Source organism: Alteromonas sp. S015 (assembly GCF_036864485.1).
Classification (GTDB): Bacteria; Pseudomonadota; Gammaproteobacteria; order Enterobacterales; family Alteromonadaceae; genus Alteromonas.
Map to the genome: position 1 here is coordinate 351,771 of NZ_JAZETO010000003.1, position 13,423 is coordinate 365,193.

At 45.8% G+C, this 13,423-nt stretch carries 12 protein-coding genes; 8 read left to right on the forward strand and 4 right to left on the reverse strand.

The features are described 5' to 3' along the window. Nucleotides 1-496: 496 nt before the first annotated feature. The 7 genes from V7R42_RS08015 (at nt 497) to V7R42_RS08045 (ending at nt 7,796) form a co-directional block, all read left to right on the forward strand. On the forward strand, nt 497-3,100 hold the full coding sequence (locus V7R42_RS08015; RefSeq protein ID WP_334019656.1) for an efflux RND transporter permease subunit: 2,604 nt from the start codon (nt 497-499) through the stop codon (nt 3,098-3,100). 1 nt (nt 3,101) lies between these two features. Further along, nucleotides 3,102-3,992 carry an outer membrane lipoprotein-sorting protein gene (locus V7R42_RS08020; RefSeq protein ID WP_334019657.1) on the forward strand — a complete coding sequence of 297 codons (891 nt, stop codon included), beginning with the start codon at nt 3,102-3,104 and terminating at the stop codon, nt 3,990-3,992. Nucleotides 3,993-4,020: 28 nt separating this feature from the next. After that, a complete protein-coding gene (locus tag V7R42_RS08025; RefSeq protein WP_334019658.1) occupies nt 4,021-5,634 on the forward strand; it encodes a hypothetical protein in 1,614 nt (537 codons plus the stop codon). Between the two features lie 27 nt (nt 5,635-5,661). Beyond that, nucleotides 5,662-5,868, forward strand: a complete 207-nt coding sequence (locus V7R42_RS08030; RefSeq protein WP_334019659.1) for a YgaP family membrane protein — start codon at nt 5,662-5,664, stop codon at nt 5,866-5,868. Between the two features lie 150 nt (nt 5,869-6,018). After that, nucleotides 6,019-6,600, forward strand: a complete 582-nt coding sequence (locus tag V7R42_RS08035) for a DUF3299 domain-containing protein (RefSeq protein ID WP_334019660.1) — start codon at nt 6,019-6,021, stop codon at nt 6,598-6,600. 5 nt (nt 6,601-6,605) lie between these two features. After that, a complete protein-coding gene (locus V7R42_RS08040; RefSeq protein WP_334019661.1) occupies nt 6,606-7,052 on the forward strand; it encodes a hypothetical protein in 447 nt (148 codons plus the stop codon). A 15-nt stretch (nt 7,053-7,067) separates the two neighbouring features. Continuing rightward, nucleotides 7,068-7,796: a DUF3299 domain-containing protein gene (locus V7R42_RS08045; protein ID WP_334019662.1), complete on the forward strand. Its 729-nt coding sequence runs from the start codon at nt 7,068-7,070 to the stop codon at nt 7,794-7,796. Nucleotides 7,797-7,814: 18 nt separating this feature from the next. On the opposite strand, the gene V7R42_RS08050 is transcribed toward V7R42_RS08045, so the two are convergent. The 4 genes from V7R42_RS08050 to V7R42_RS08065 all read right to left on the reverse strand — a co-directional run bounded on the left by V7R42_RS08050 (nt 7,815) and on the right by V7R42_RS08065 (nt 10,861). Continuing rightward, nucleotides 7,815-8,612: a 5'-nucleotidase, lipoprotein e(P4) family gene (locus tag V7R42_RS08050; RefSeq protein WP_334019663.1), complete on the reverse strand. Its 798-nt coding sequence runs from the start codon at nt 8,610-8,612 to the stop codon at nt 7,815-7,817. A 61-nt stretch (nt 8,613-8,673) separates the two neighbouring features. Beyond that, the gene (gene folE2, locus V7R42_RS08055; protein ID WP_334019664.1) at nt 8,674-9,600 is read right to left on the reverse strand and encodes a GTP cyclohydrolase FolE2; all 927 of its coding nucleotides are present in this window, start codon (nt 9,598-9,600) and stop codon (nt 8,674-8,676) included. Between the two features lie 95 nt (nt 9,601-9,695). Further along, complete coding sequence (locus V7R42_RS08060) at nt 9,696-10,172, reverse strand: MerC domain-containing protein (RefSeq protein ID WP_334019665.1); 477 nt, start codon at nt 10,170-10,172, stop codon at nt 9,696-9,698. Nucleotides 10,173-10,243: 71 nt separating this feature from the next. Next, nucleotides 10,244-10,861, reverse strand: coding sequence for a ZrgA family zinc uptake protein (locus V7R42_RS08065; protein WP_334019666.1), 618 nt, complete (start codon nt 10,859-10,861; stop codon nt 10,244-10,246). A 90-nt stretch (nt 10,862-10,951) separates the two neighbouring features. Between V7R42_RS08065 and V7R42_RS08070 the strand changes: the two genes are divergently transcribed. Beyond that, nucleotides 10,952-13,390 carry a TonB-dependent receptor gene (locus V7R42_RS08070; protein WP_334019667.1) on the forward strand — a complete coding sequence of 813 codons (2,439 nt, stop codon included), beginning with the start codon at nt 10,952-10,954 and terminating at the stop codon, nt 13,388-13,390. The last annotated feature ends 33 nt before the right edge of the window (nt 13,391-13,423 follow it).

The following is a 13,423-nucleotide window of genomic DNA, read 5'->3' on the forward strand; positions in this document are numbered from 1 at the left end:
CTGTCCTAGCTACAAACTGCGTTCTGTATTTATCCGTTAGTCTAATGTATGCGTGATCTGTGCCAAACCTTAAATTCAATTTAGAATAATTTTAACTTGCTGATTTTTATGTATTATTTTTATTTTTGGACAGCGGGTAGCTCGTATTTGAAAAACTAAGGTTGAGTAGGTATGTAGTTTTTTCTCGGTGGTGTGTAGCGTTTTACAAACACTTTTCTTTTCTCTGTGTTACTCGTCGCATTGCTCTTGATCTTTTCTAAAAATATATTAGATTATTTATATATTAGAATTATCTAATTTAAAGCTGTGTCCCATAAATGTACCCATTGTTTTTGCTAACGCAGGTAGGCGTTGTGAAATGTTCTGCAGAGCAAAGGTCATGGTTTGTGAAAGTGGAGCGCCACTCAACACGCCAAGGAAACACAGTGGATGGAGTTAACCCAGTCGTATCACGATTAGAGGGAATCAATGTATTTCCTAGTAGGAGTTCATAGCTATGTTCACGGCAGTTATTGAAAAATTACTGTTCCTATCTACCCAGAAAGGTAAGTGGGTTTATGCCGCTTTACTGTTGGCTGTTGTCTTTTGCGCTTATCAAATGCGGCTAATTACGATAGACTCCGACCCAGAGAATATGCTTGAAGCCAATCACCCTGCTCGCGTTTTTCATAACGATGTGAAGCATACTTTTGCTATGCACGACGCGATCGTGGTGGGGGTTATATCATCACCGGCCAATGACACAGCCACTGATAATGCTGCTTTAAGTACCAATAAAGGCATCTACACATCAAAGAACCTGCAGGCAATAGACGGTGTTACCCAGCAAATATTAAACACTGAGGGTGTTTTTGCTAGAGACGTCATGTCGTTTTCAACAGTGGACAATATCACTCAAGGTGACAACGGTGAGCTCAAATTCTCTTGGATGATGTCACAAGCCCCCTCATCGCAAGAGGAAGCAGATTACATTGCTGATGCTATTGCACGCCTTCCAATGTTACAGGGGAGCCTGGCTTCCTCATCACACAATGCTGCGGCTATCTATGTGCCCATTAAAGATAAAAATGAGAGCTTTCGTATTGCGGAAGACATTCGTGCATATATTGGCGCGAATACAACAAACGAAACATTGCAGTGGCACATAACAGGACTCCCTGTTGCTGAAGATCAATTCGGCGTTGAAATGTTTATTCAAATGGCAATTTCAGCGCCAGCTGCGGGACTAATGATTTTTATCCTCCTCTTTGTCTTTTTCCGCAATTTTACGCTGATTACCGCCCCGATGGTGGTGGCAATGGCAACGGTAATTATCACAATGGGGGCGCTAATCGGCTTAGGTTTCACTGTGCACATCATGTCATCGATGATTGCCATATTTTTGATGCCTATCGCTGTTGTTGACTCGGTGCATATATTGTCTGAGTTTTCAGACCGCTATAAACCAGGTCAAAAGGCCGATGAAGTGATTACCACAGTGGTTGAACACCTATTTCAGCCGATGCTGTTTACGTCGCTGACCTCTGCGGCAGGGTTCTATTCACTTATGCTAACTCCCATTCCACCCGTACAGATTTTCGGTGCTTTCATTGGGTCAGGTATTCTGTTGGCTTTCGCTATTACGCTTACCTTTATTCCTGCTTATATATCAAGAATGTCGCCAGAGGCGCTCGCAAAATTGCAGTCTGCACTGCACGCCGATGCCAATACCTCATCAATGAAAACAACATACTTACAGCGATTTGTGTACGGTATTCGCACCCTGGCGCTAAATTATAAAGGGGCATTACTCGTTGCGTTTATGGTGATTTCAGCGGTATCAGTGTGGGGTATTTTTCAAGTACAAATTAACGATAATCCTGTGCGCTGGTTTAAAGAAAATCATGAAATTCGCGTAGCCGATAAGGCGCTTAATAAGGAGTTTGCGGGTACGTATAACGCGTACATTGTTATTGAAGATACCCGCAAGCTGAAAAGTGCAGGTGAAATACTGCTAAGTGCAGTGTTGCCCCCTTCATTAGATGAATGGCGTGAAACAACCCTCGATACACTAAACAATGAAAATGCCGGCAATAATTTTGAGACTCTCGCATTTGCCGTCGATGATGCATTATTCGGTGATCTTGATAGCGACGAATATGACGCTTTAAACCGATTGCTTTCAAGCATTGATGAAATTAAAGGCACAAGCAAAACGTTTCAACAGCCCGATAATGTAGCGCTGCTTTCAGACTTGCAAAATTACTTAAGCACTCAAACGCTGGTGGGTAAAACTCAGTCCCTCAGTGATGTGGTTAAAGTGGTTAACCGAGAGCTGCACTCGGGCAATGACGGCGACTACGTGTTACCTAATACTCAACCGGCGATAGCACAGACGCTCTTGCAATATCAGTCCTCTCATAGGCCTCAAGACTTGTGGCATTTCGTGACACCAGACTATCGTAAAACCTTGGTGTGGCTACAACTATCCAGTGGTGACAACCAAGATATGACAGAGGTAATTGAGTTAGTCGATAACTACTTCGCTCAACACCCACTGCCTGATGGCCTGACATATCAATGGGCAGGTAAGGCATACCTAAATGTGGTGTGGCAGGACAACATGGTTGCAGGCATGTTAGACAGCTTACTTAGCGCCTTCATTATTGTTTTTGTGATGATGGTATTGCTGCTGCGCTCACTGATATTCGGTGTATTAGCGATGCTGCCCCTTACCATAACTATCACCTTTATTTACGGTGCTATTGGCATTGTAGGTAAAGATTACGATATGCCTATTGCCGTGCTTTCAGCCCTGACATTGGGTTTGTCGGTAGACTTTGCCATTCACTTTCTGGCTAGAGCCAAAGAGATTTACAAGCAAACGGGTGACGTGAGTAAAACGTTTGATGCCATGTTTGAAGAGCCTGCTAGCGCTATTACTCGTAATGCGCTGGTCATCGCGCTTGGCTTTACGCCGCTGCTTTTAGCACCACTTGTGCCTTACATCACCGTGGGCATTTTTCTGGCAAGTATCATGTTTATTTCAGCACTCGTTACGCTGCTGGTGTTGCCAGCTGCTATGACGTTGCTTAAACGTTGGGTTTTCAAGGAGGCCTAAAATGCGTATTTCCATATTATCAGTGTTCATGTGGCGTCGACCAAAAATACGAAACCTTCGAAGCATGTTCACGGGCCTTGTTGCGCTATTACTTATATCGGGTAATGGATTCGCTCAAGCCTTGGCAACCCAAAGCGACGAAAGCAGCAGTAGTATAGATGTTGCTGAAATCGTTAATAAGGCTGAGCAGGCGGCGTATTACGCGGGCAATGACGGACGTTCAATGGCGAGAATGCTCATTGTAGATGAGCAAGGTCGAAAGCAAATGCGTCAGTTTACTATTCTGCGCAAAGATGTGTTGAATGAGGCAGGAGCCGACACCGGCGATCAACGTATGCTGGTTTTCTTTAGCCGTCCTACGGAAGTTGAAGGCACGGTATTTCGCGTTGAGAAGTATGCGTCGCTTAATTCTGATGACGACCGTTGGCTATATTTGCCGGCCTTAGATCTAGTAAAACGAATCGCGGCCGGCGATAAACGTACATCGTTTGTTGGTTCTCATTACTTCTATGAAGATGTTTCCGGCCGCGCAACGGCGCAGGACAGTTTTGAGCTGCTTGAACAAACCCACACTCATTATCGCTTAAAAGCGACGCCTAAGGACACAGCGCTCGTAGAGTTCAGCCACTATGTAGTAGAGATAGACAAAGACACTTACTTGCCCACCTTAATTAACTTTTATAAGGGTGACAATAACTACCGTCGTGTTGAAGCTGTGACCGTGGAGACTATACAGGGCAACCCTACTGTGGTGAGAAGTAAGGTGACGGACCTGGCATCAGGTGGCTATACCCTTATGGAATTCAGAGGGATTGAATACGACATAGGTCTTCCAGATAGCATATTTAGTGAGCGTAGCCTTCGTGTTCCACCGCAACGCTATATTAAATAACACTATTTTGAAAAAGGAATTTAGCACGGTGCGCTTGCCTAAATTACTAGCTCCATCCATGTGGATAACGCTGTCTAGCCAAGCCTATGGTTTTTCTGAGCGGGTTAAAAAGCAATGGAGGGCGCACGCTCTGCTCGCGTCTGTTATTTTTACTTTTGCGTTTACGACTGTAGTAAGTCTACCGTTAAACGCCCAGACGGTGGGTGTTGAAAGCCAAAATCAGAAAGACCCGCTGAAAAACGGTGAACAAGAGCAGAAAGCTAACGCAAACGACGAGTGGGACAGCGTGTGGCCTGGGGACGACAATGTCGAATCAGGTGACGATTGGAACGATGAGTGGGATGACGAATGGGGCACTGACAGCAAAAGTAAACTTCGTATTTCTGGTTTCGCCGAGCTCGCCGTAGGAAACCGTTTTTCCCGTGACACGGCTACCGCGTTTGGCAGTCAGAATTCACAAATGAACGAGAGTTTTCAAGCTGCTAACGCGCCATCTGTGTTAAATAACAGCACATTGCGCGACGCCAGAGTTCAACTTCGCGCAGACTATGCATTAGACAGTTCCTCCATTTCCAGTAAAGCAGACATTTGGTATGACGGCGTTACATCGTCGTGGGAATCACAACTTCGCGAACTGGCATGGCAAGGTAGCTTAAGCAGTATTCTTCCCAGCGCTTTAGTCGGCACAGGGGACTGGGCAAACGCATTCGATATCAAAGTCGGTAAGCAAGTGCTGACCTGGGGGACAGGGGATTATTTGTTTTTAAATGATCCCTTCCCTAAAGATTATCAGTCGTTCTTTGCAGGAAGAGAAGACGAATACCTTAAAGCGCCGAGTAATGCATTAAAGGTGTCGGGCTACACGGATATTGTCAATGTAGATTTAGTCGTCACACCTGAATTTGAGCCTGATATTGGTATTACAGGCGAAGTATTTTCTTTTTACAGCCCGCAATTGGATGAAAACATTGCCCCTTCGTTTTCTGTTGAACGTGAAAATCGCCCACGAGGAAGTGAGCTTGCCTTAAGGGTGTATAAATCTGTTAAGGGGGTAGAGATCGCAGGCTATGGTTACACTGGTTATACAAGGCAGCCCACCGCGACAGATTCTCTTGGAAGACCGCGCTACAGTAAAATGAATGCCTATGGCGCAAGTGTTGTCACGCCTCTGGGGCGGGGGATAGCAAATGCGGAATACGTTTTCTACAACAGCCTTGAAGACATAGATGGAACTGACGGGCAAATAGCGAATGATCAAAGTCGTTTCTTACTAGGCTATAGCCAAGAAATTGCCGCAAATCTTACCGGTGGTTTCCAGTGGTACACCGAGTATTTACACAATGCGGATGGCCTAGATAGAACAGTCTCGTCTTCTGAGCGAGTTCAAGCAAAATACCGCCATTGGGTGACGACCCGTTTAACGTGGTTAGCACTTCGTCAAACGCTGACGTTAAATACCTTTCTATTTTACTCACCCAGCGATAGCGACGGATACCTAAAAACCACAGTGGCGTATTCGCCTACCGATAAGTGGCAAGTGCGAGCGGGGGTGAATGTGTTTTCAGGTAAGGATAACTATACGTTTTGGGGGCAGTTTGAAGACGCAAGTAATGCGTTTATTGCCTATCGATTTTATTTTTAATCTCTTCCAATATTTAAGGATTACGCTATGTCTCAGGAAAAAGCTTTAACCGTCTTCGCAGGGCTCATGGTGCTGTTGTCTGTATTACTAACCCAATTTGTTCATGCAAACTTTATGTGGTTTACCGTGTTTATAGGTGCAAACTTGTTCCAACAGAGCTTCACTGGCTTTTGCCCTGCAACGCTATTCTTTAAACACGTGCTGGGGCTTAAAAGTGAACGGGAGCTAGCGTAATCAACTGATGTTTCACAAATGCGCTAGCAAAGCATTTTCTATTGAGTAATTGGCGCTAAGTAACATTTTGCAAAGATAAACGCTTATCGCAATTCACTACGTTGTGATATGTTATAACGTGATTGTTAAATAGTATGTTAGGTCATCTTTGTGAAATTTTCTGTCACGCTTTCTAGCGTTAAATTCGGTTTAATTGCGGCACTATTGGTTTTAGTTAGCGCGTTAAACCCAACCCAAGCCGCCGATTACGAGGAAATTGACTGGGTAGCCCTTATGCCCGAGGACGATTTAAGTGCATTACTTAATAGGCCCAAGTTTTTAAATGACATCGCCGATGGCTCTGCTGCTGACTCCATTGATGATTTTGCTTCAAAGCAGCTAGAAGATGAACAAGCGCAGCGTTATCAGCAAGCGTTAGTGTCGACGCGAGTGATAGAGGCGTTTGACGGGAAGGCTATCCGCATCCCTGGATTTATTGTGCCTTTAGAACAAAACGATGAGCAAAAAGCGACGGCTTTTTTCGTCGTTCCTTATTTTGGGGCTTGCTTACACATGCCGCCACCGCCGCCAAATCAAATCTTGTATGTTGAATACAAAGAAGGCATCGCAATCGAAAACTTGTACGACCCTTATTGGTTTGAAGGCACCGTAAAAATAGACAACCACGAAAGCGCATTAGGCACATCTGCCTATTCGTTAGTGCTAGACAGCTTCGCGCTTTACGAGGAGTAACTGATATGAAAAAGACAGTCGTTGCAGCTACCGTTTTATCAAGCCTTATAGCATTTCATAGTGCTGCGTGTGAACTACACGCAAGTATGGGAAACATGCAGTTTGGCTTTCAGCACCCCATGATGCAGCAGCATTTAGCGGCAGCTAAGGAGCCACTCATCTCGCTCAATATCGACAGAAAGCGAGAAGTGACTAAGCTTGAGGCGTCAGCCGTTCCGCTGCGATTTACCATTCCTTCAAACTACAAAGATGTTAGCGTAGATGTGATGGCAAGCGATGGCGTAACGCTACTTTCGCCGCAGCGTTTCTCTCTGCCTTCTACAAAGGGTGAACAAGCCATTAGCTTTCAGGCACAAGAAGAGGGCACGCACGAACTTGTTCTAAAAGTCTATGCGCTTAAAAAGAATGTGCCGGTAACTTACACCCGCAAAGTCAAAATTTTAGCGAGTTAAAAGCTAGGACAATGTATGAAGCGTGCCACATACGTTTTACTGCCTTCTCTTGTTGCTTTCACTGCATTGGGCGCGCTGGTGGGGCTGGGCCTGAGGGGGAAGTTGAGCGGTAACATTGATAGCGTAATTGAGCGCTTTTTCGAGAATAACACGGCGATTTATCAAGACAGCCACAGGTTAACTACCGCTCAACAGTTCCAACCCTTATCGTGGGACGCGCTGTTACCTGACGCCGAAAAGGCGCTGTTGGGCAAGACCCAATCGACTCAAGATCCTCAGCAGAATTTACCCTTTCATGAGCAGGTATTTCAGTCTATTCAACGCACGTTCGACGATGAATACCAGCAAGCGCTAACCTCAGTGAATACGGTTGATACATTTAACGGCAAGTACGTCGAACTCAGCGGGTTTATTGTGCCTGTAGAAGCCAATGCACAGCGTGAAATAACGGCGTTCTTCGTGGTGCCTTATTTCGGTGCGTGCATTCATTACCCACCACCGCCACCGAATCAAATTGTGTTCGTTTCGCTCAATAATGCCCACGAGCAAGGCGGTATTAGCGGCATAGATATCCAGCAGGCGTATACGTTCTCGGGTGAGTTTTCTACTGGGTTGTATGAAGACCCTCAGGGCACATCCGCTTACTTACTGGACGTGGTAGAAATAAAGCCCTATTCAGGGCTGGGAAATGGCATTAACGATAAACAACAAAGCGCTTTCCATATAGAAAGCGACATTCGTTGATTTTACTTTATCAATGGTCTACCAAGAACCGTACATGGGGTTTGGCAGAATAAAAATCTCTGTGCCCACTCGTGGCATGAGCAACTCAACGTTGGCAGATTCTTGGGTTACGCCGCCCACATCTTCAATGTTGTCACCAATTTGCATGATAATAGTGTGAGGGGCTGCCCACGTAGACGTCGCGTCTTTAGACGTATTTGAACATGCGATCTTGCCCTGGGTAAGCTGCATTCTGCGCAAGTCTTTGTCATTAACTATACCTTCTTGTCCGACTGCTTTTTTATCTTCAGCAGTGCGGCCAATCACGCAGGTATTGCTGGTGGTAAGCGGTAGACCCTGGGCCAAAAGGTTATTCCACGTGTGGATATCCAGTGTTTTATCACGATTCGTGATAAGCGCCACCTTGCCATTTCGTGTAACAACCTCATCGATGAAAGCGGCTACACCAGGCACCAGTGTGGCTTCTTCACGTTTTACCCATTCGGCCCAGCTTTGTGAAGAATATCCCAAGCCAGTACTTTCCCGTTCTTTTTGGTAGGCACTATTGTCTAGCACGGTTTCATCAACATCCATTACCACAACATCGCCATTGGCAAAACGCGTAGGTAGCGCTGAAATAGCTTGGCTATACACAAAACTTGAAAGAAGAGGGTACTCTTTGCTGCTGGTTTGGTATATCACGGCATTTGAGAGAGAGTGTGACTTTTTACCGGCAAGCGGGGTTGATGGCGTAGATGAGCACGCCGCAATAGCTGATACTGCAGCGCCTATGCACACTGCTCTGCTGATGTAAGAGAGCTTGTTAAGAGATAACAATGTTATTTTCCTTTTTCGTTTCTTCTGCCTACTGGTTTCAACGCCATAATTATATTTGCATTTATCGATGAACTGGGCCTGATAATTCAGCAATGGCGTCGTGTGCATGCAGACTTTCTTGATGTTCTACTTTTACACGAAAATAGGTAGCTTGGTAATACGTACTTAACGCGCCATGCAGTCGCCTTACCGAATCTTCTACAAACATTAGGTTTTCAGCATTACGCTTGGCAAACGCCTGTTCATCTTCACGCTTAACTGCTGTTTGAAGCGGTGTACCTAACGCGTTTTCTACCAAATCGATAATGCCAATGAAATCGGGGATCTCGTTGTCGGTTAGGTTCAAGGTTATGTCGGCAAACGATCGCTGAGCATGGGCCGTGGCGATGCTGGCTTGTTTAGAAGCGAGCCAAGCGCCCATTTCTTCTACGGTTAAATTTCTTCCTTCGAATTGCTGCACAAATACTTCTGATAACGCCTTGCGTGAAAGTGAGGCCGAACAAGGACAAGTACTAGAGTACGGTACTCTTAACTTAAGCTGTGCCTCATAACGTTCAGGTGATCGTCTTACGCAAAGTGAAGCAGGGTACGATTGATATCCTGACATCTTACTTTTGAGCGCCGGACGCGACACGGTGAGGTCAAAGTGTAAATTAAGCTGGGCGCTGTTGCTCAGCCCATCTTGAGACTCGATAAGCGCGTTCATTAACGACACAAGTGCCGACTTATGTAAGTCTTGGTTACTCAAATATCTCTGCAGTAGATTGTACAAACGAGACATGTGAATGCCTTTAGCATTGGGGTGATCTAAACTCACTGTTACATCGACTTTTGCTTGGCTGGCTAATCGCTCACCGCGCTTACCTAGCACGTGCAGAGGGATAGCAATGCCCTGCATGCCAACATTGTCAATAGTGGGAAGTTGCGCAGTAGATTGCTCGGTAGTGACATCGGGAAGCGCCGTGTCGGTATGATTAAAACTAGACAAAATAACCTCTGAATGAGACCTCAAAAACGGCTTATAACACTAGTTTTGCGAGCGTCGCTCGACAAGCACCGCCCGCTTTTGAGGTTATGATGAAACTAATAGGGTTGTGATTGGGTGGTCTCGCGCTCTTCGCAAATAGGCACCTGCACGGTCGACCTAAGCCTATAGTTAATCAGGTGCGCACCAACGATAATAAACGACGCGATTACCGTGATTATCACTTCACCATATTCACCAAGCACTTCGTGACCTAAGCCTATCCACTCAACGAGCAGCGGACTACTTAAAAGTGTTAGGCCAAAAACGCCAGCAAATACTACCCACTTATTTTTGTGATGTAGGTAGCCTAGTGAAAGTGCAAAGACCCCAACGGGCAACACGAAGAACAGTAATACTTGATGGAAGGTTTCATCATTGAGCATTGCCACACTTGCCAATGCAGGTATGAAAATTAATAAAATAGGTGTTAATAAACAGTGTAGTACGCAAAGCGATGAAAGGAGCATAGCGAGCCTGTCTGAAATAAACTGCACTTTTGGCATTGCGCTGCTTCCTTGAGATATTGAATTCATAGTATGTCCGAATATTGCTATGGCGCACGCATAATGGGTGAAGCTTACGCCTGAGAGAGTAAAAAATATAACTAGCTGCTTATCAGTAAGGTTGGCTGACTTGGCGTTATCTCTAGTGCGCCTTGTCCTTTGTTGGTTACCCAAATTGCATTAACGTGCTGCAGGCTTGGCCAATGGTTAAACCCTGTCATCTCAATACGCTTTAAGGGGCCTTGGCAACTAAGCAAGTATGCGACACGAAAATCAGAATGGGGGTTGTGATAGGCGTGGTCTTCGTGCTCACTTTCATGCTCGTCATGCTCGTCATGCTCGTCATGCTCGTCGGCGATCTCCCATGGGCTTTCAAGTGTGGTATCGAGTAATTCACACGTATTGCTTAGGGTAAATATGTCGTCAAAGCGCAGAAAAACCTTTTGCGTTTCTTCATAACGTTTTTTCTCGCTAGCCGTGGTTGGCGCGTATTCAAACCCTAGAACATCAGCAGCAGGCAGCTGCAGCACAAACTGCCACTCACTTCCCGCCTGTAGGATTTGTAGCTTACCTTCGCCGTGAGTATGAGGCGCAGCAAGAACAGCGCTTATACCCATTCCTGCCAAATTCAATCCGACAAAAGTACCTACCTTAAGAAAAGTTGAAGAGGCGCGTAGCGCTTTTTGTGAATTCTTCCACGTAATAGAAATAGTTTTCATTTTTACCTCTTGCTTAAGTGTTACATTATAACATACCATAAAAATAAATATGATACATTATCACATTACACAAATTCAGAGGTTAGAATAATGAAACTGTCTCGATTGGCGTTAGGTTTATCGCTTTCAGCGCCTGCGTTGCTATTAGCATCTCCGTCAGTGCTGGCACAAACACTTTCTGGCACGGTAACTAATGCAGCCGGAAAGCCGCTCGCCAATGCCACTGTTGAAATTGAGGCGCTAAAGCGTGTTACCAGCACTAACGAGCTGGGCGAGTTTACTTTCTCTAATGTAAAGGAGGGCGACTATACGCTACACATATTCGCCTCTGGCTTCGCTCACTTACATGAGCATACGCAAGTTCAATCTGACAACGCGGGTGGCGCTAACTTTGTCTTGGCGCGCAGTGCTATCGAAGTCATTGACGTACACGCCACGCCCATGCATTTATCGGTGATGGAATCGGCCACACCAGTGAGCGTGTTATCTGGCGAAACCTTACGTCGTCAACAAGCGGCCACGCTGGGCGATACGCTAGAAAAATTACCCGGCGTACAGTCTAATTTTCATGGCAATGTTGCGAGCACGCCAATTATTCGTGGACTTAGTGGGCCACGGGTACTGATTACTCAAAATGGCCTGGATGTGAGCGACGTTTCTCGTGTTGGCCCCGACCACGCAGTAGCAAGTGAAGCCTCAACCGCTAAACAAATTGAAGTGCTGCGAGGACCTGCCACCCTTTTCTTCGGAAGCGGTGCAATAGGCGGTGTGGTTAACGTGGTTGACCAACGTGTGCCCACCTCCACCGAAACCCGCGGTGACTTTGTATTGGAAACGCAAACCGTTAACGACCAGAAATTTGGAACGTTTAACGTGACTACCGGCATTGAAAACATAGCCTTCTATGCTGACGGTTTTTATCGCGATTCAAATGATTATGAAACACCTGTTGCCCCTGACATTGATGATCCAGATGGTGCCCATGTGGTTGAAAATAGTAATGAAGAATCGCACGGGTTTACGGTAGGTACCAGCTACTTATTCGACCAAGGCTATGTTGGCGTAGCGGTAGAGCGATTTGAGCGAGAATATGGCGTGCCTGGGCACAGCCATGGCGGAGATACTTCGGTATTCGCTGATCTTGAGCAAACTAAGTATCAGCTTTTAAGTGAATATAACTTTACCAATGACTTTTTGCAAAGTGTTCACTTTAGAGCGGGTTATACCGATTATGAACATGCTGAAGTTGAGGGTGGTTCAGTAGGTACCACTTTTAGCAATGAAACTGAAGAACTTCGCGTAGAGCTATTACATAAACCAATGGCTGGCTGGCGCGGTGGTATCAGCTTACATTACAAAGGGAGTGATGTATTTGCTCAAGGCGAAGAAGCCTTTACACCGCCTTCAGAAATGGAGATGTTTGCTATAGCACTAATGGAAGAGCGTCACTTTGGCGATTTTCTGGTTCAATTAGGGGCGCGAGCGGAAAGAGTAACATTAGACGCAGCAAGTGTGCTGTTGCCTGAGCTGGACGCTCACGACCATGACGATGAACACGAAGGTGATGAGCATGACCACGACGAGCACGACCATGAGCACGAAGGCAGCGAGCTGATACGACAGTTCGAGGTAGATCAAGAGTTTACGCCTATTTCACTGTCAGCAGGTGTGGTTTATACCATTAATGAAAGCTATAACGTGGGCGTTTCACTTTCCCGTTCAGAGCGCGCACCTTCAGCGTCTGAGCTTCTTTCCTTTGGCCCGCATATTGGCACCCGTACCTATGAAATTGGCGCCCTCTTTGATTTGTCAGAGGAAGGCGAGTTTGTGCTTTCTCAAACGGCAATCGATCTTGAGACAGCAAATAACATCGACCTAACGTTCAGAAAAACACAGGGCGACGTTGGCTTTGTATTTAATGCCTTCTATAACCAAGTAGATAACTACTACTTCCAAGAAGAAACTGGCTTATTCGCTGAAAGTGGTCATGACCACGACCATGGTGAAGAAGGGCACGGAGACGAAGAGCACGATCATGAAAACCACGGCGAAGAAGGGCATGACGAACACAGCGATGAATTACCTGTCTACCTATTTGGTTCAGCTGACGCTATTCTTCACGGCTTTGAGTTACAAGTTGCCTGGCAGACAACTGACAACCTAAAACTTGATTTCTTCGCCGACTACGTTAAAGCCCGCCTTAAAGACGGTGGTGCACTGCCGCGCACTTCGCCCATGCGAGTGGGCTCACACGTTGCCTACACGTTAGATAACATTCGCGCGGATTTAGACATCACGTATTTTGCAAAACAAGACGATATCTCGACGTTCGAGACTGAAACAGACGGTTACACCCTTGTTGATGCATCAATCACCTATGACATTCCATTGGGCGATATTGATTTATCGGTTTACCTGAGCGGTGAAAATCTTACCGACGAAGAAGCGCGCGTTCACACCTCATTTTTGAAAGATATTGCACCACGTCCAGGCCGAAACTTTGCCTTCGGTGTTCGCGGTTATTTTTAAGATCAGCTTATAAAAAAAATTATTGATAGGGAT

Bases quoted from the DNA above. Each gene is read 5' to 3' on its own strand.
- V7R42_RS08015 (WP_334019656.1), top strand. From the start codon at position 497: ATGTTCACGGCAGTTATTGAAAAATTACTGTTCCTATCTACCCAGAAA.
- V7R42_RS08020 (WP_334019657.1), top strand. From the start codon at position 3,102: ATGCGTATTTCCATATTATCAGTGTTCATGTGGCGTCGACCAAAAATA.
- V7R42_RS08030 (WP_334019659.1), top strand. From the start codon at position 5,662: ATGTCTCAGGAAAAAGCTTTAACCGTCTTCGCAGGGCTCATGGTGCTG.
- V7R42_RS08040 (WP_334019661.1), top strand. From the start codon at position 6,606: ATGAAAAAGACAGTCGTTGCAGCTACCGTTTTATCAAGCCTTATAGCA.
- V7R42_RS08045 (WP_334019662.1), top strand. From the start codon at position 7,068: ATGAAGCGTGCCACATACGTTTTACTGCCTTCTCTTGTTGCTTTCACT.
- V7R42_RS08060 (WP_334019665.1), bottom strand. From the start codon at position 10,172: ATGAATTCAATATCTCAAGGAAGCAGCGCAATGCCAAAAGTGCAGTTT.
- V7R42_RS08065 (WP_334019666.1), bottom strand. From the start codon at position 10,861: ATGAAAACTATTTCTATTACGTGGAAGAATTCACAAAAAGCGCTACGC.
- V7R42_RS08070 (WP_334019667.1), top strand. From the start codon at position 10,952: ATGAAACTGTCTCGATTGGCGTTAGGTTTATCGCTTTCAGCGCCTGCG.